Here is an 18,527-nt window from a genome sequence, read left to right as displayed (position 1 = left end):
TTCAGCGGCCGCGGTCAATATGGTCAATGGGGTGGTTCACCCTTGTGCCCACCGTCGGCTGCTGCCTTGGCGGCCTCGGCTGCAAAGCGTGCCCGCAGGCCGGATGGCTTCGGCGCGTTACCGTCCAGCGGTATAAAGCCTGAGCGCCCCCGGTCCACCGGTGCAGCGGCCTCGGGGTTGAGTGCCAGCTGAATATCTTTCAAGCCCAGCCCCAAGGTGCGGGCGTAGCGCTTGGTGGCCACCTCAACGCCGACCACGCGCTTGGCCTCGGGCTGCATCAAGGCATCAACCAATTCATTGGCCAGGCTGCAGGTCAGGCGCAGCACCTCGTTGTCACTTTCCTTGCCGTGGGCGCTGGCGCGCAATGCAGCAGTGGGCGACTGGCGCCGCATCATGTGCAGCAATTCCTCACCCAGACTCCAATGCTTGGCCACCGCCACGCCGAGCGACTCCAGATCGCAGCCCATCACGGCAAAGGCCGCCGCCTGCTCGCTCATGCTGGCGGGGTGCGGCTGATCAGCGGTCGGCTCGGGCGGCTGCATCAGCTGGCGAATCTGCTGAGCGTCATCCGGGAAGTGGTACTGCAAGAGCAGGCGCCCCAGGTTTTGCATCACCGTGATCAGGTAGACCACCTCGGCGTCATAGCCGGCCGGCCGCAAGGCCTGCGCGATCTGCCCGGCGCGGTGCACCCGCTTCATCAGGCTTTGCAGCATCACCGCTTGCGTCTCGTTCAAGGGCCCGGGCCAAGGCTTGAGTGCCCGTGCGGCCTGCTGCACCCCCTCCAAACCCAGCATCGCGATGGCGCGCTGCATATTCAGCACCGTACCGTCTACCGGCGCGCCACTTTGCTTCAAGGCATTGTTGACCCGACGCAGCAACTCCAGCGCCAAGGCCATGTCTTGCATCACCAAGGTGGCGACGGCGCTGGTGTGCTGCCTGTCCATGGCCGCCGATTGCCCGGCTCTTTGCAAGGCGGTGGAGGTGCTGGGCAAATGGCCTATGCGCTGCAGCTTGTCGATCAGCAGCGCAATCGGCCCTTGCTCGTCATGGCCGGCCGAGGTGCGCCAACCATCCAAGGCGCGCAAAAAGCTGCGAGCGATGTGATAGCGCTGGCGCTCTTGCCGGTCGGTGGCTCGGTTGCAAATCGCGCGCAGCGGCTCAGGAATCGGATGCGGCGTCTCCCAGCCCATGCGCACCAATTCGTGCCCGGTCGGCTGCATTTGCTGCACGACCAGATGAAGGTCGGGCTGCTCCAGCACAGGCCGGCCGGTCAGCAAACGATGCAGCATCAGGCCAACGCACAAAATATCCTCGGCGGCCGAATCACGCATGGCCCGCCGGGTCACCGAGTTGTAGTCGGCATTGGCAGGGAAAACCTCTTGCGCAGCTTCCAGGCCCAAGACCCGGACCTGGTTGTTCGGGCCGATGATCAGCGTCGAGCACTGCACGTCGCGGTGGGCATGGCCGGCCTCATGGGCAAAAGCCAAGCCTTCCAGATATTGGCAAACCCATTCGGCAATTTCCAGCGGCAAGGGCGTGGGTTGGCGCGTCAAGCGCTCATCCAGGGTCTCGCCCAGGGCGCGGTCATACGCCATATAGGGCCATTTCTCGACCTGCCCGACCTCGATCACATGGGCCAGATTGGGATGCACGACGCGTGCCCCAGCGCTGGCGGTCTTGATCCAATGCTCGGTGGCGGCGGCACTATTGGGCACCACACGCGGCATACAGAGCATCAGCTCCTGATCCAGCTTGGCGTCAAACACCAGCCACATCATGCTGCGCGAGCTCTTCCCCAGCAGCTGACGCAACTCAAAGCGGCCGAAGCGGCGCATCGGCGCGGCAGGTTTTGCGGCAGCAGGTGAATTGGCTGAATTGGAGGTCGAATCGGGCACAGGGCAGGGGCGAGGGAGCCGCTAGGTTGAATGCCAGCCATTTAACCCAATTTCCGCACTTCTTGATAGGGCAAGCTGAGCAGCATTCACGGCCCATTCTTCAGTGCGGACGGCCCACCCCCTCAGATTTGCATCATCACTGCGCCCATTGGGCCCAAACCTTCTCCAAGCGCTTGACGCTAACGGGCTGCGGCGTGCGCAACTCCTGCGCAAACAGGCTGACCCGCAACTCCTCCAATTGCCAGCGGAAATCCGTCATGCGCGCGTCGGGCGAACCCTTCATCTCGACCACGCGCCTGAGGTAGCGTTGCTCCAACGGGCGCAGCTCGGCCAGCAGCTTGGCATCTCGAGCCGGGTCGGCACGCAACTTCTCCAAGCGGCCACTGATGGCCTTCAAGTAACGCGGTAGATGCTGCAACTGTGCCCAGGGCGTGGCTGAGACGAATTGCTTGGGCAGCAGACGCTGAAGCTGAGCGGTGATGTCCTCACTCGCCTCCTTGGGCGCGCGCGCATCCTTAAGTTTGCGTGTGGCGGCGGCGTATTCCAGCAGCACCACGCCGGTCTGACGCGCCACTTCCTGCGCAATCAGATTCAGCCTGGAGCGACCCTCATCGATGCGCGCCTTGAAGCTGAACTCATCGGTCGGCAGCGGCTCGGCCAGAAAGGCCCGGTCCAGCGCCACGCCAATGATCTGATCGCGCAACTCTTCGGCCGTGCCCAAGCTCATGAACAGCACCGACATCTTTTGTAAATCGGGGATGTTTTTCTCCAAAAACTTCAGCGGTTCCTTCAGCTGCAAGGCCAGCAAACGCCGCAGACCCAGACGGTGGCGGGCCGCCGCCACATCGGGCTCGTCAAAAACCTCGATCTCTACATGCGTGCCACGGTCCAGCAGCGCCGGGAAGCCGATCAAGGTCTGCGCGCCGCGCGACACCTCCATCAACTCGGGCAGCTCGCCAAAAGTCCAGGCCGTGTAAGTTTTACTGACTTCGCGCGCCGATTTGGGTGGCGCTTTAACCTCGGCGCGGATGCCGCCCCCCTTTACCGGCGCTGGCTCGGTTGCGGCAGGCGCAGAGGCCGGCGCAGAGGCTGGCAAACGAAGCGCCGCCAGCGCCTGAAACGCCGACCTCGCCTGCCCGCCCAACTCGGCCTTCAGCGCCGCCAGATTGCGGCCTATGCCGAGCTGGCGACCATGCTCATCGATGACGCGGAAGTTCATGAACAGATGCGGCTGCAACTGCTCCAGCTTGAAGTCATTGCGCTGAATCGCGAGCTGCGTGCGCTCTTTGACGGCCTTCAGCAAGACCTCGATCAAGGCGCCCTGCCCGAAGGGATTGGCGGCAATGAACTCGGCCACAAAATCGGGTAGCGGCACCAATCTTGAGCGCGGGCGCTGATGCAAGCTTTTCAGCAGGACCAGCACCTTGGCCGCCAACATGCCGGGCACCAACCATTCGCCGCGCTCCTCGCTGACCTGGTTCAAGGCGTAGATCGGCACATCGACCGTCAAGCCGTCGCGCGCATCGCCGGGCGAGTGCAAGTAACTCGCCAGGCAATCAACACCGCCCATGCGCAGCGTCTTCGGAAACGCATTGCTGGTGATACCGGCGGCCTCATGGCGCATCAGCTCATCGCGGCTGAGCTGCAGCAGTTTGGGCTCGGCCTTGGAGGCGTGGCGATACCAGCGCTCCAGCGTCGCGCCAGACACCACATCGGCGGGCAGATGTTCGTCGTAATATGCGTAGATCAGCTCATCATCGACCAACACGTCTTGCCGGCGCGACTTGTGCTCCAGCTCCTCGACCTGGGCGATCTGACGCTTGTTATGTGCCAGAAACGGCAGCCTTGATTCCCACTCACCGTTGACCAGCGCCTCGCGGATGAAGATCGCGCGCGCAGCCGCTGCATCCACATTGCCAAAGTTCACACGCCGGTTGGCGTAGATGACGATGCCGTACAGCGTCGCCCGCTCCAAGGCGATCACCTCGGCCGCCTTTTTCTCCCAATGCGGCTCCAGCAACTGGGTCTTGATCAGATGGCCGGCAATACCCGGCAGCCACTGCGGTTCAATCGCCGCGATGCCGCGACCGAACAGGCGCGTGGTGTCGACCAGCTCGGCGCTGACGATCCAACGGCCCGGTTTTTTGCTGAGATGCGCGCCGGGATGGCGCCAGAATTTGATGCCCCGCGCGCCCAAATACCACTCGTCCTCATCGCTCTTGCAACCCAGATTACCGAGCAGGCCGGCCAGCATGCTCAAGTGCACCTGCTCATAAGTGGCCGGCGCGGTGTTCATGCGCCAGCCATGTTCGGCCACGACCGTGTGCAGCTGCGAATAGACATCGCGCCACTCCCGCACGCGGCGCGGGCTGACAAAATTCTCGCGCAGCAGCGCCTCGTAGCGGCGGTGGCTGAGCTTGTGCTCTCCAGCTCCGCCTTTACTTTCCTCAAGCCACTTCCACAGCTTCAAGTAACCGAGAAACTCCGACTTATCGTCATCGAATTTCTTGTGGCGCTCGTCCGCCGCTTGCTGCTGCTCCATCGGCCGGTCACGCACATCCTGGCCGGACAAGGCGCTGGCGATGATCAAAATCTCGGCCAAGGCCTCGCGGCTGCGCGCCTCCAGAATCATCCGGCCAACGCGCGGGTCGAGCGGCAGCTTGCCCAGCTCCTTGCCCATGGGCGTCAGCTCATTGGCGTCATCCACCGCACCCAGCTCGTTAAGTAGTTGGTAGCCGTCGGCGATCGCCTTGCGCGGCGGCGGCTCGATGAAGGGGAAGTCGTCGACCTGGCCCAGGCCAAGCGTCTTCATGCGCAGGATCACGCCGGCCAGCGAACTGCGCAGGATTTCGGGGTCGGTGAAACGCGGCCTGGCGAGGTAGTCTTTCTCGTCGTAAAGCCTGATGCAAATACCGTTCGCGACGCGGCCGCAACGGCCGGCGCGCTGATTGGCCGAGGACTGGCTGACCGGCTCAATTTGAAGCTGCTCGACCTTGTTGCGATAGCTGTAGCGCTTGACGCGGGCCAGCCCTGGGTCGATCACATAACGGATGCCCGGCACAGTCAGCGAGGTCTCGGCCACATTGGTCGCCAAGACGATGCGGCGCTGGCCATGCTGCTCGAAGACGCGGTCCTGCTCTTGCTGGGACAGGCGCGCGAACAGCGGCAAGACCTCGACGCCGGGCGGATGGTGCTTGCGCAGCGCCTCGGCGGCCTCGCGGATTTCGCGCTCACCGGGCAGGAAAACCAGCACGTCGCCGCCGCCTTCGCGCCAGAGTTCATCGACCGCGTCGCAAATCGCGTTATTGAGGTCGTACTCCCGTGACTCCTCAAACGGACGGTAGCGTTGCTCGACCGGGAACAGCCGGCCGGACACGGTCAACACTGGCGCGGGGCCTTTTGCCGACTCAAAATGTTTGGCGAATCTATCGGCGTCAATCGTGGCCGAGGTGACGATCACCTTCAGGTCAGGCCGTTTTTTCAGCACCTCACGCAGATAGCCGAGCAAGAAGTCGATGTTCAACGAGCGCTCATGCGCCTCATCGATGATCAAGGTGTCGTAGGCGCGCAGCAGTGGATCGGTTTGCGTTTCGGCCAGCAAAATGCCGTCCGTCATCAGCTTGACCGAGGCCCCCGGCGACAGCCGATCCTGGAAACGCACCTTAAAGCCGACCACCTCGCCCAGCGGGGTTTTCAGCTCCTCGGCGATGCGTTTGGCGACGCTGCTGGCGGCAATCCGGCGCGGCTGGGTGTGGCCGATCAGCTTGCCGGTATTGGCGCGGCCCCGCCCGAGCGCCAAAGCGATCTTGGGCAACTGCGTGGTCTTGCCGGATCCAGTCTCACCGCAAACGATGATGACTTGATGCTCTTGCAGCGCCTGCGCAATATCGTCGCGCCGGCTCGAGACCGGCAGCGATTCTGGAAAAGTGATGGGCGGCAGCGGATTGGCTGGCGGGCCGGGGCGGCGGGCAGCGGGCGCTTTTTGGGCGGGCACTGCTGGTTTTTGGGGGGAGCTAGATTCATTCACGAGGCGCGGATTATCGACCGGCCGGCGCCTGGGCCCACAAGACCCGGCTGAAGACAGTCAAAACGAGGCCTGCGGCACAATTGCGTCCATGAGTCTTGTCTTCCCCCACACCTTCGTCCCCTGGTTCCGCTCGGTGGCGCCCTATATTCACGCTTACCGAGGCGAGACCTTTGTGGTTGGCATGCCGGGTGAATTGGTCGCAGCGGGCAAGCTGAATGCTTTTGTGCAGGACTTGTCGATCCTGCATGCCATGGGCATCAAGATCGTTTTGGTCCATGGTTTCAGGCCACAGGTCAATGAGCAGTTGGCCGCCAAGGGGCAATCTCCCCAATACAGCCATGGCATGCGGGTGACCGACGCGCTGGCACTCGACTGCGCGCAAGAGGCGGCCGGGCAACTGCGCTTCGAGATCGAAGCCGCCTTCTCGCAGGGCTTGCCGAATACGCCGATGGCCAATGCGACCGTGCGGGTGGTGTCGGGCAACTTTTTGACCGCGCGGCCGGTCGGCATCGTCGACGGGGTCGATTTCCAGCACAGCGGTGTGGTCCGCAAGGTGGACGGCGCGGCGATTCAGCGCGCCATCGACAGCGGCGCGGTGGTCTTGCTGTCTCCGTTCGGCTTCTCGCCCACCGGTGAAGCCTTCAATTTGAATATGGAAGATGTGGCCACCAGCGCGGCGATTGCCTTGCAGGCGGACAAGTTGCTGTTCGTGTGCGAAAGTGATGGGGTGCACGAGCAGCCCGGTGATGCCAACAGCCCGGTCGACACCGAGCTGACCTTGGCCGATGCCGTGCGCATGTTGGCCAATTTGCCCCCCGCGACCGAGCCAAGCGATGTGAACTTCTACTTGCGCCATTGCGTACGAGCTTGTCAGGCCGGCGTAGAGCGCTCACATATCGTGCCCTTCGCGGTGGACGGCGCGCTGCTGCAGGAGGTCTACACCCATGACGGCATCGGCACCATGGTGGTCGACGAGAAGCTGGAAAGCCTGCGCGAAGCCGGCTCAGATGATATCGGCGGCATCATCGCGCTGATCGAGCCGCTGGAGCGCGACGGCACCCTGGTCAAGCGTGACCGCACCGAGATTGAGCGCGACATCGACCTCTACACCGTCATCGAGCATGACGGCGTGATCTTCGGCTGCGCGGCGCTCTACCCCTATGTGGAGGCGCGCACCGGCGAGATGGCCGCTTTGACCGTGTCGCCCGCCGTGCAAGGCCAGGGCGACGGCGACCGCATCCTGAAACGCGTCGAGCAGCAGGCCAAGTCGCAAGGACTGGCCAGCATCTTTGTGTTGACCACCCGCACCATGCATTGGTTCATCAAGCGCGGCTTCCAACCGGTCGACCCGGAATGGCTGCCCGAAGAGCGCAAACGCAAATACAACTGGGACCGACGTTCGCAGGTTCTGGTCAAAAAACTCAGCTGATTTTCAATTTCAATCATTCATTCAAAGAGGTAGTTATGGCCCGCACCGTGCAATGTGTTTACATGAAAAAAGAAGGCGAAGGCATGGACTTCGCGCCCTACCCGGGGGACTTGGGCAAGCGCATTTACCAAAATGTCTGCAAAGAAGGCTGGGCGGCCTGGATGAAGCACCAGACCATGCTGGTGAATGAAAACCGCCTCAACCTCGCCGACCAACGCGCCCGCCAATACCTCGCAAGGCAGATGGAGCAATTCTTCTTCGGCGAAGGCGCCGAAGCGGTGGCGGGCTATGTCCCGCCAGCGGCCTGAGCGAAGCTCGGGTGAAGGCGCAAATCGAAATTTGCGCCACCAAAGCAAACAAGAATCATTCTTGTTAAGATGCACTCCACATCAATCCTCAAGCGATTTGGAGTCGTCATGCCGTTCTCTGTCTTTAAAAAAACGCTGTGGGCCGCAAGCCTGCTCGCCGGCAGCACCGTCTGCGCCTACGCGCAGGAACAGGTTCTGAATCTGTATTCCGCGCGCCACTATCAAACCGATGAGGCGCTCTACGCCAATTTCACCAAAGCCACCGGTATTCGTATCAACCGAGTTGATACTGATGATGCGGGACTGTTGGCCAGGTTAAAGAGCGAAGGCTCGGCCAGCCCAGCCGACGTCATTTTGTTGGTGGATGCGGCAAGGCTTTGGCAAGCCGAGGAAGACGGCTTATTCCAGCCCTTCAAATCCAGCCGCCTAGAAGAGCGCATACCCGCCCAATTGCGCGCCAAACCGACCGATAAAGGCACGGCTTGGTTTGGCCTGTCGACGCGCGCCCGCGTGATCGTTTACAACAAACAAAACGTCAATAAAGAAGACGTTTTGAACTACCAAGACCTCGCCAATTCAAAGATCAAAGGCAAGCTGTGCACCCGTTCGGGCTCGCACCCCTACAACCTGTCATTATTTGGCGCGGTTTACGAACATTTGGGCGCGGTCGAAACGGAGAACTGGCTCAAAGGTATGGTGGCCAATATGGCACGCCCACCCAAAGGCGGGGACACCGACCAAATCAAAGCCGTCGCCAGCGGCGAATGCGGCGTGGCCATCACCAATAGTTACTACTTGGCCCGTGTGATGCGCTCCGAAAAGCCGGAAGATCGTGCCGTGATGGAAAAAATTGCCGTGGTTTTCCCTAATCAGCAAAGCTGGGGTACGCACATCAATATTGCAGGTGGCGCCATGGCCAAACATGCCAAGAATCGTGACAACGCAGTCAAGTTTCTTGAGTATTTGAGCGGTGACGAAGCGCAAGCCTACTTTGCCAATGGCAACAATGAATGGCCGGCCGTGCCGGGCCTGCGCGTCAGCAACCCTGCGCTTGAATCAATGGGGAAATTCAAGACCGAAACCATCCCGGTGGCGGTGATTGGGAGCCATTTACCCAAGGTGCAGCAAATGCTGGACCGGGTCGGCTATAAGTAAGCAGCACCGCCAGCAATATCTAAATAGGCAGTGCCAACCGTGTAAATTTCCGGCATCAGCAGAGTCTGGGCGCACAGAGTAATTACTTATTGGATTTTTTATTCTAGCTGCGCCTATAATCAAGCTGTTCGCTTTCGCTGGACTCTAAAACTTCGCGAGGATTTGCATTGATGGCATCGCTAAAAGAACTTCTGGCCCAACGGGCTGCTCTTGATGAACAAATTTCGTCAACCAAAGATCGCGAGCGGGCCGACGCGATCGCCAAGGTTAAGTCCCTGATGGACGACTACGGTTTGACAGTGGCCGATTTGAATAGCCGTACCCCAAAAGTCGCCAAGACTTCCAAGGTTGCGGCCAAGTATCGCAACCAAGCCACCGGGGAAACTTGGAGTGGCCGTGGTTTGCAGCCAAAATGGCTGAAGGCCGCCCTCGGTGCCGGCGCCACTTTGGATCAATTCCACGTTTGAGCGAGTGCTGCGTATCGGTTTAATCGACCGCTCGCGTATTTAGAAAAGCCACCTGCACAGGGTGGCTTTTTTCTTGTCAAAACAATACTTTAATTTGCCAATTTGCACAGCCCCCCGCCCGAATCAAGGGGGTCTGAGCCAAGCACATCGCTACCCGAACTGCTAGCATCGCGCCGCATCGAAACTATGCCTGTGTTTGACGCTTTTCCGGTCAAGTACCTGGCTAGCTCTTTGTTGCTTGCACTTTTCGCCCTTTTTGTGCCTGGCCTTTTGAATCCAGGACTTACCCGCCGCCACAGCCAACCTTTGCCGTCCTGAATATCGCGTGGATGAATTGACTTTCAAGCAAGACTCTGCACCGATGGAGTCGCCCCGTCTTGCCAAGCATTACTCGGAAGGCTTGCGCCTGCTGGGCGCGCTGCTCGCCTGCTTGGCCGCCGGCATACTGGGTCAGTTGTCGCTGGGATCAATACCGCATATCGCCATGTTTTGGCCGCCCGCCGGCGTGGCCTTGGCTGCTCTGGCTTGCTGGGGCTGGCGGACGACGGGGCCGCTACTTCTGGCCCTGGGGAGCTTGGCCTTGCTGCAAGGTGCATCGCTTGGTTTGTCCGCTTTGCTGGCCATGGCCGGGCTGCTGGGACCCGGGCTGGCTTTGCTCATGCTCAGAGCGCTTGGCTTCAACCGTTTGCTCAAACGGCGTAAAGACTTGCTCTTGTTCCTTGTTTTCGGGGTTCTGGTCGGGAGCTTGTTGAGCGCTGCAGCCAGCGTGAGCGCCATTCATATGCAGGGCCAGCTGGCTGCCGGCCTTTGGTGGGACGCTTTGACTTGCGGATTTGGCGGCCATGCATTGGGAACCTTGACCGCTGCGCCCGCGCTGATGGCTTGGCATGCTCGAATACAGATCAGCCGGCAAAACCCCGTGGCTCTTTCGCCTGCGTCAGGTCTGGATCATCGCCCGGCCCATTGGCTTGCTTCGGTCGCTTTGATGCTGGCCTGCGGCGGCAGCGCTGTACTTATTTTTCTCAACGCAAAGACTGCGGGGATGGTGGGGGCAGTTGGGCTAAGTCCATGGTGGCTGCTGCCGGTCTTGCTGCTGGCAGGCTTGGCCCTGTACGGTTCTTTGGCGGCGGCATCAGGAGCCGCGCTCTTGATTGCCTTAACAGCAGCCGATGCCGTGGCCCAAGCGTCCGGGCCATTTGCGTCGCTGGATCCGCAACACAGCATGACGCTGCTGTGGAGCTATGCGGGCCTTGCTGCGGCATTGCCATTGCTGGTCCATGCCGTCCGGTGCGAACTCCATCATGAGAGGCAACGCTGGCGCGCCGCCCTGGAGTCGGTCGGTATGAGCTTGGCGGAATGGACGCTCCACCCCGGCGGGGGCCGGCAAACCTATGCCTCTTCCGACTGGCCAAACAAGCTCGGCGTCGCGAGCGATAGCGCCAGCCACCCTTTCGACTGCTTGGCAGCCGCCCATCCGCTGGACAAGGACAGGGTCCGCGCCGCCCTTGATGCCTTGCTGACGGAACCGCAGGCGGCGAACGATTGCTGCGAGCCCCTGCGCCTTGCTGCAATTGCCGCAACTGCAGCACGCGCCGGAACGGCCGGCCTTGCGGCCGAATGGACTTGGTTCGAGTTCCGAGCCCATGTGCAGCAACGTGATGCCAAGGGCCGGGCCACCCGGCTGCTGACAACCCTGAGCGATGTCAGCTGGCGGCACACGGCACAAGAACGCCAGCGCATGAGCGTCAGCCTGTTTCAGCATTTGCATGAAGGCTTGCTGGTCACCGATACCGAACACCGGGTGCTGGACGCCAACCCCAGCTATTGCCGCATCTTGGGCCTTGGCCGCGAGGCCTTGCTCGGGTTTGCAGCCGCACCCCTACAAGCCGGCAGCCTGCACCGCTCGGGTCTGACCCCGGCTCAGTTGCAAGAAGCGCTGCAAGCGCACGGCTTTTGGCAAGGCCAGGTGCAGACCGACAGGGCCGATGGCACGCCTTGCCATTTGCAACTGACCGTATCCACCATTCCCGAGCCCGATGGGCCTTTGCGTTACCACGTGGTCAGCGTGTCGGACATCACGCAAAGTCTGCAGCAGCAAGCCTTGCTGCAACACCAGGCAAGCATCGACCCCTTGACGGGTTTGGCCAATGCAGACGCTTTCATGCAGATGCTGCGCCAAGGGCTGCAAGTGGCCGAGCGCGAAGGCTTTCGCCTGAGCATTTGCCGGGTCGACCTGGATCAGTTCAAACAAGTCAACAGCCAGTACAGCGGCGCCATCGCCGATGCCTTGCTGCACCTGGTCGCCCAGCGCCTGCAAGCAGCACTGCGCAGTTCGCCGCAGTGGTCTGACTGCGTGGCCCGGCTAGGGGGCGACGAGTTCGGCCTCTTGCTGCGCAGCAACAGCCCCGAAGAAGCACAGCTCGCCATGGAGCGTTTGCTCAAGGTCTTGGCCGAGCCCTATCACTTGAGCCAGAACGGCGCGCCCGCGACCGCAGCCCTGAGCATCCATATCAGCGCCAGCATAGGCGCGACGCTGTTCCCCCAGGACAATTCCGACCCCGAAACGCTGCTGCGCCACGCCGGCCATGCGCTCTACCGGGTCAAGCATGCAGGGCGGCATGGCTACCAGTTGTTTGACACCGCCAAACGGCTGCGCGATGAAGCCAGCTTGATCGCGCTGGCCCGCGTGCAGCAAGCGCTCGACGCGGGTGAGCTGCGGCTGCACTACCAGCCCAAGATCGATATGCGCAGCGGCCAAGTGCTGGGCATGGAGGCGCTACTGCGCTGGCAACACCCTGACCGGGGCCTGCTTAGCCCCCTGCACTTTTTGCCCTTGATCGAAGCGACCGGCTTGGGCGTGCAAGTGGGCGACTGGGTACTTGAGCAGGCCTTGCGGCAAAGCGCGCAATGGTTGAAGGCCGACCTGCGACTGAACATCAGCGTCAATGTCACGGCCAGACAATTGCAAATGCCCGACTTTGCGCTGCGCTTGCAAGAGCTGATCAACAGGCATCAAGTGCCGGTGGCGGAGCATCTGTGTCTGGAAGTGCTGGAGTCGGCCGCGCTGGCTGATATCGCAACCACCCACTCCTTGATCCAGCAATGCCGCGCCTTCGGCGTCAGCTTCGCGTTGGACGATTTCGGCACCGGCTACTCGACGCTGACCTACTTGAAGCGCCTGCCGGTCGACGTGCTGAAAATTGACCGCTCTTTTGTTCAAAATATGTTGATCGATGAGCAAGACAGCACCCTGGTTGAGGGTGTGATTCGTCTGGCCGGCAACTTTGGCTGCAGCGTGGTCGCCGAAGGCGTAGAGTCCGCCGCCCATGCGCGGGCGCTCTTGCGCCTGGGCTGCAGCCAAGGCCAGGGCAATGGCATTGCGCCGGCGATGCCTGCCGCCGAGGTGCAGAGCTGGGTCCGCGAGTTCGCCAATACCGATTGGCTCACGCCGCTGCGCGGCGACACACCGGCCTTGCCTTAGACTCGCGCGGTGATTCCACCCGGCTTTATTCAGGACCTGCTTTCTCGCGTCGACATCGTCGAGGTGGTGGGCCGCCATGTCGAGCTTAAAAAGGCCGGCATCAACCACAAGGGCCTGTGCCCCTTTCACGGCGAAAAGTCGCCCAGTTTCATCGTCAGCCCAACGCGCCAGACCTACCATTGTTTCGGCTGCGGCGTGCATGGCAATGCGGTCGGCTTCTTGATGGAGCACAGCGGCCTGGGCTTTGTGGAGGCGGTGCAAGACCTCGCTCAGCAAACCGGCATGCAAGTGCCCGAGGACGAGCGTTCCAGCGAAGAGCGCGAACGCGCTGCGCAGCAAAAGCAGCGCCAAGCCACGCTGACCGAAGTCTTGCTGCGCGCCAGCGACCATTACCGCGCGCAGCTGAAGAAAACGCCGCGCGCGATTGACTACCTGAAGAAGCGCGGTCTGACAGGCCAGATCGCCGCGCAGTTTGCACTCGGCTATGCCCCGGAAGGCTGGCGCAGCCTGGCCAGCGCTTTCCCTTCCTATGATGACCCCTTGCTGACCGAGTCAGGCATGGTGATCACACAGGGCGACGAAGGTGAAGAGCAAAAGAGATACGACCGTTTTCGCGATCGCATCATGTTTCCGATTCGCAATGTGCAAGGCGAGACGATTGGCTTTGGCGGGCGCGTGCTCGACAAAGGTGAACCCAAATACCTGAACTCGCCAGAGACGCCGGTCTTCAGCAAGGGCCGCGAGTTGTACGGTTTGTATGAGGGCCGCCAAGGCCTGCGCCAGCGTGGCTACGCCTTAGTGGTCGAGGGCTATATGGACGTGGTGGCGCTGGCCCAGCACGGCTTCAACAATGCAGTAGCGACGCTGGGCACGGCTTGCACGGCCGAGCATGTGCTGAAGCTGTTCCGCTTCACCGAATCGGTGATCTTCAGCTTTGACGGCGACGCGGCCGGCCGCCGCGCCGCCGGCCGTGCACTGGAAGCCGCGCTGCCGCATGCAACAGATGTGCGCAGCGTCAAATTTTTGTTCTTACCCACCGAGCATGACCCCGATTCCTATGTGCGGGACTTGGGCGCCGATGCCTTCGAAAATTGCATTTCCGAGGCGATTCCGCTGTCCAGGCAGTTGATGGAAGTGGCTGGCGAAGGCTGCGACCTGAGCAGTGCCGAGGGCCGTGCGCGCATGTTGGCCACAGCCCGACCGCTGTGGCAGACACTGCCGCAGGGGCTGTTGAAGCGGCAATTGCTGGGCGACTTGGCGCGGCGCGCGCAGCTGCCGGATCAAGAGCTGATGGGGCTGTGGCAAGTCGGCGGGGCGGCGGCGCAAGAGCAAGCCCACGATGACGGGCGAGAGCATCCGCCCGAAGAAGCTCACAACGCGCAAAGCAGCGAGCCCCGCCCCTTCAAGAAAAAGGAATGGAAAAAAGACTGGAAGCCCAGCGGCAATTGGAAGCGCCGGGGTGAGCCCGAAGACGAAACCATAGGCACACCCCGCAGCGCGCCCAATGTGCCAGCCGATCATGCGCTGCGCATGTTGCTGCTCAACAGCGCATGGTGGGAGCGCCTGAGCCCAGAAGATCATCATCTGCTGCATGAATTGCCCGGCATTCACGGGGAGTTGATCAACTGGCTGGATCGCTATTTACTCAATCACGGCAGTTCACCTTGGTCGGTGCTGGAAGCGGCCTTGGCCGAAGACGGTCTGCTTGAGCGCGCCAAACGGCTGCTGGGCGGTCTGCACAGTGAAGATGAATCCGAATTTGAAGGGCTGCAAAACCTACTTAAAAAACTCTGGATCGCGCAGCTCGAAACAGAGACCACACGCATCGCCGCCAGCAACCCGCAGGGCGAGGAATTCGAGCGCTACAAACGCCTGCTCGCTCAAATCAGGACCCTGAAGGCACCCAGCAGCACGCCAACTTAGTGGGAATTTGTGCTTTGCGCTGTTTTCGGCGATAATTAAGGGTTTTCCGCGCGCGTCAAGAGTGACGGCAAAGCTTGCCGGACCCGGCCACCCAGCGAAACTGGGCACCCACAGAGGTATCAAGGCCACCTGTATCCGCACAAGTTTGCAAACTCAAACGTCCACGCTAGCTTGCACGCGCCGCGCCGAGAAGAACATTGTGAAAGCAGTTTTTTCGAAGCGTATGAATGCCACCTGAATCGAGCTTCGCCTTGAAAAGCGCAGTAAACGACCCCAGGTGGCTGCTGCATTGCTAGCTAAAAATATTTTCAGATTTTTTTACCGAATCACTCCCCGGCCCGCCCGCCAAACTCCACCCGAGGATCTGCATGACTGCCAAGAAGACCGAGCCCACCGTCGCCGCCGCTGAAGAGCTCAAGAAGCCCGCCGGCAAAGTCGTGAGAGTTGCCAAAGCCGCGAAAACCGTGACAGCAGCCGCGCCCGCAGATGCCGCCGCCCCGGCCGCTGCCGACGACAAACCCAAGCGCGGCCGCAAGCCCAAGGCAGCCACCGAAGCCAAAAAGGCCGCACCGGCCAAGAAGTCCGCCGAGGCCGATGAAGAAGACTTCGCCGACTTGGAAGCCGACCTGGAAGGCGAGCCCGAAGCAGAAGGTGACAGCGCCGAAGTCGCTGAGGTCGAGGCCGACAAGCCCAAGGCCAAGCCGCTGCGCATGAAGGTCTCACGGGCCAAAGAACGCGCGCTGATGCGTGAGTTCGGCCTGGAAGAAACGGCGCTGACCGAAGAAGAAGCCGCCAAGCGTCGCCATGAGCTGAAGACGCTGATCAAGATGGGCAAGACGCGTGGTTTCCTGACGCATCAAGAAATCAACGACCACTTGCCAGAAAAGCTGGTCAACGAGGAAATCCTCGAGGCCATCATTTCCATGTTGAACGACATGGGCATCGCGGTCTATGAGCAGGCCCCCGACGCGGCCACCTTGCTGATTCAGGGCAGCACCACCGCCACCGCGACCGAAGAAGAAGCCGAAGAAGCCGCGGAAGCCGCGCTGTCGACGGTGGACTCCGAGTTCGGCCGCACCACCGACCCTGTTCGCATGTATATGCGCGAAATGGGCACGGTCGAGTTGCTGACCCGCGAAGGCGAAATCGAAATTGCCAAGCGCATCGAAGGTGGCTTGCAGGCGATGATGCTGGCCATCTCCGCTTCGCCCACCACGATTGCACACATCATCGACCTGGGCGTGAAGATTCGCGCCGGCGAAAAGACCATCTCTGAAGTGGTGGACGGCTTTGTCGCCGCCGATGAGGCCGACGACTATGTGGCCGAAGAAGACTTCGACGAATTCGACGAAGAAGACGATGACGACGGCAACGGCGGCTCCAAGGCGCTGACCAAGAAACTCGAAGAGCTGAAGAACGCCGCGCTGGTCAAGTTCGACTCGCTGTCGACCAACTTCGACAAGATGCGCAAGTCCTTCGAGAAGGACGGCTACAAGTCGGCCTCCTACAACAAGGCGCAACAAGCCATCAGCGCCGAGTTGATGACGATCCGCTTCACCGTCAAGACGATCGAGAAACTCTGCGATCTGCTGCGCTCGCAGGTTGACGATGTGCGTCGCTATGAGCGCGAGCTGCGCAAGATCGTGGTGGACAAATGCGGCATGCCGCAGGAGTACTTCATCAAGACCTTCCCGCCCAATGCCTTGAACAAGCAATGGGCCGAGAAGGAAATCGCCTCCGGCAAGCCCTACTCCAATGTGCTGGCGCGCAACTTGCCGCCGGTGCAGGAATTGCAGCAGAAGTTGATGGACATTCAGTCCAAGGCCGTCGTGCCGATCGAGGACTTGAAGGACATCAACAAGAAGATGAACGAGGGCGAAAAGGCCTCGCGCGATGCCAAGAAGGAAATGATCGAAGCGAACTTGCGCTTGGTGATCTCGATCGCGAAGAAGTACACCAACCGTGGCCTGCAGTTCCTCGACCTGATCCAGGAAGGCAATATCGGTTTGATGAAGGCGGTCGACAAGTTCGAATACCGTCGCGGCTACAAGTTCTCGACCTATGCGACCTGGTGGATCCGTCAGGCCATCACCCGCTCGATCGCTGACCAGGCCCGCACCATCCGCATCCCGGTGCATATGATCGAAACGATCAACAAGATGAACCGCATCTCGCGTCAGCATTTGCAGGAATTCGGCTTCGAGCCGGATGCCCCAACGCTGGCCGAGAAGATGGAGATCCCTGAGGACAAGATCCGCAAGATCATGAAGATCGCCAAGGAGCCGATCTCGATGGAAACGCCGATCGGCGACGACGACGATTCGCATCTGGGCGACTTCATCGAGGACACCAACAACACGGCGCCTATCGAAGCCGCGATGCAAGCGGGTCTGCGCGATGTGGTGAAGGACATCCTCGACAGCCTGACGCCGCGCGAAGCCAAGGTTCTGCGCATGCGTTTCGGCATCGAGATGTCGACCGACCACACGCTGGAAGAAGTCGGCAAACAGTTCGACGTGACGCGCGAGCGCATTCGTCAGATCGAAGCCAAGGCGATCCGCAAGCTCAAGCACCCAAGCCGCTCGGACAAATTGCGGACCTATTTGGACAATCTCTGATTGGCCAAATAGGCAAGCGAGTGCTTGTCACTCGCTTGTGCGCCAAGGGCGCATCGCAATTTGCGCCGCAGGCACAAGTTACGCACGTATTTGGACAATCTCTGATCAGCACATGACAGAAACGAAAAGGGGCTGGAGCGATCCAGCCCCTTTTTTCGTTTAACCGTCCACCATGACGGTGCCGCGCAGCACGGCTACACTGCCAACAATTTCACGCGCCAAAACCGTTCTACTCACCGACCATGACCCAAATCCGGGAACGCACTGTTTTGTTTGCCGATCTGCGTGGCAGCACGGGGCTTTTCGAAACCTTGGGCAATGCCGAGGCCACCTCCTTGGTGACGCAAACCGTGGGCCTGATCGCGCAAGCTGTCGACGAATGCAAGGGCCGCTTGGTGAAGACCTTGGGGGACGGTTTGATGGCCGTCTTTGAAACCCCGAATGATGGCGTGCAGGCTGCCATTCGCATGCACGAAATGTTGGAGCGAGTCGTGGCACGGGGCAAGAGCCAATTCGCTTCGCCCGGCCTGCGCGCCTTGCGCATGCAGGTCGCCTTGGCACGCGGTGAGGTGGTCGAAATGAATGGTGACTGCTTCGGCGACGCAGTCAACGTCGCGGCCCGCTTGCTGAATCACGCCGGTGACAACGAAACCCTGATCACAGCCGAAGTCTTGAACGGCCTGCCCTCGGCAAAAAAACTTCGTTTTCGCAGCTTGGATTTGATCGCGATTCGTGGCCGGGCCGAACCGGTACATGTGCATGTGCTCGATCAGGCAACCCATGGCGATGTCGCCGCCACCCAGTTTGGCGAGGTCCAGCACGCCGTCGAACCCGACGGCATCCGGCTGGTCTGGCTGGATTTGGACCGTGTATTTGATGTCGACAATATGCCCATCATCCTGGGCCGCAGCGTGCAGGCGACTTACTGCATCACCGACGCGCGGGTCTCGCGCTCGCATGCCCGCATCGACTGGCACGCCGGCAGCTTCTCCATCACCGACCTCAGCTATAACGGCAGCTTTGTGCGCTTTGGCAGCAGCGGTGACGTGGTCAGCTTGAAGCGCGGCAGCTGCACCCTGCACGGTAGCGGTGTGATCGGCCTGGGCAGTCCGCCGGTCGATGCCACCTCGCCGATCGTCAAGTTCGAAGTCCTGCACTTCGCCGATACCGAACCGCACAGCTTTGGCCACACGCGCAGCCGCGGCTGAATCCACATGACCCGTT

Annotated in this window: 10 protein-coding genes; 8 read left to right on the top strand and 2 right to left on the bottom strand. The window is 61.0% G+C overall.

Annotated elements, in window-relative coordinates; genetic code table 11:
- Positions 1–23: 23 nt before the first annotated feature.
- Both PRZ03_RS04345 and hrpA read right to left on the bottom strand, forming a co-directional pair.
- The gene (locus PRZ03_RS04345) at positions 24–1,895 is read right to left on the bottom strand and encodes a serine/threonine protein kinase (RefSeq protein WP_273599178.1); all 1,872 of its coding nucleotides are present in this window, start codon (positions 1,893–1,895) and stop codon (positions 24–26) included.
- A gap of 136 nt (positions 1,896–2,031) precedes the next feature.
- Positions 2,032–5,979 (bottom strand): ATP-dependent RNA helicase HrpA, encoded by a 3,948-nt coding sequence (gene hrpA, locus PRZ03_RS04340; protein ID WP_409993925.1) that lies wholly within the window; start codon positions 5,977–5,979, stop codon positions 2,032–2,034.
- A 31-nt stretch (positions 5,980–6,010) separates the two neighbouring features.
- Between hrpA and argA the strand changes: the two genes are divergently transcribed.
- The 8 genes from argA to PRZ03_RS04300 all read left to right on the top strand — a co-directional run bounded on the left by argA (position 6,011) and on the right by PRZ03_RS04300 (position 18,511).
- Positions 6,011–7,351 carry an amino-acid N-acetyltransferase gene (gene argA, locus PRZ03_RS04335; protein WP_263531979.1) on the top strand — a complete coding sequence of 447 codons (1,341 nt, stop codon included), beginning with the start codon at positions 6,011–6,013 and terminating at the stop codon, positions 7,349–7,351.
- Positions 7,352–7,386: 35 nt separating this feature from the next.
- Entirely contained in the window at positions 7,387–7,659 is a 273-nt protein-coding gene (locus PRZ03_RS04330) for an oxidative damage protection protein (RefSeq protein ID WP_263531978.1), read from the top strand.
- A 108-nt stretch (positions 7,660–7,767) separates the two neighbouring features.
- Positions 7,768–8,814, top strand: coding sequence for an extracellular solute-binding protein (locus PRZ03_RS04325; protein ID WP_263531977.1), 1,047 nt, complete (start codon positions 7,768–7,770; stop codon positions 8,812–8,814).
- Between the two features lie 170 nt (positions 8,815–8,984).
- Positions 8,985–9,281: an H-NS histone family protein gene (locus tag PRZ03_RS04320; RefSeq protein ID WP_263531976.1), complete on the top strand. Its 297-nt coding sequence runs from the start codon at positions 8,985–8,987 to the stop codon at positions 9,279–9,281.
- 325 nt (positions 9,282–9,606) lie between these two features.
- Positions 9,607–12,762 carry a bifunctional diguanylate cyclase/phosphodiesterase gene (locus tag PRZ03_RS04315; RefSeq protein WP_263531975.1) on the top strand — a complete coding sequence of 1,052 codons (3,156 nt, stop codon included), beginning with the start codon at positions 9,607–9,609 and terminating at the stop codon, positions 12,760–12,762.
- A 9-nt stretch (positions 12,763–12,771) separates the two neighbouring features.
- The gene (gene dnaG, locus PRZ03_RS04310; protein ID WP_273599176.1) at positions 12,772–14,685 is read left to right on the top strand and encodes a DNA primase; all 1,914 of its coding nucleotides are present in this window, start codon (positions 12,772–12,774) and stop codon (positions 14,683–14,685) included.
- Positions 14,686–15,053: 368 nt separating this feature from the next.
- Positions 15,054–17,303, top strand: coding sequence for an RNA polymerase sigma factor RpoD (gene rpoD / locus PRZ03_RS04305; protein ID WP_273599175.1), 2,250 nt, complete (start codon positions 15,054–15,056; stop codon positions 17,301–17,303).
- A gap of 242 nt (positions 17,304–17,545) precedes the next feature.
- Positions 17,546–18,511, top strand: coding sequence for an adenylate/guanylate cyclase domain-containing protein (locus tag PRZ03_RS04300; RefSeq protein WP_263531972.1), 966 nt, complete (start codon positions 17,546–17,548; stop codon positions 18,509–18,511).
- Positions 18,512–18,527: the final 16 nt, after the last annotated feature.

This window comes from Roseateles albus, assembly GCF_028595345.1.
GTDB classification, from domain to species: domain Bacteria; phylum Pseudomonadota; class Gammaproteobacteria; order Burkholderiales; family Burkholderiaceae_C; genus Paucibacter_A; species Paucibacter_A albus.
This window is presented reverse-complemented; position numbering and strand designations above follow the sequence as displayed.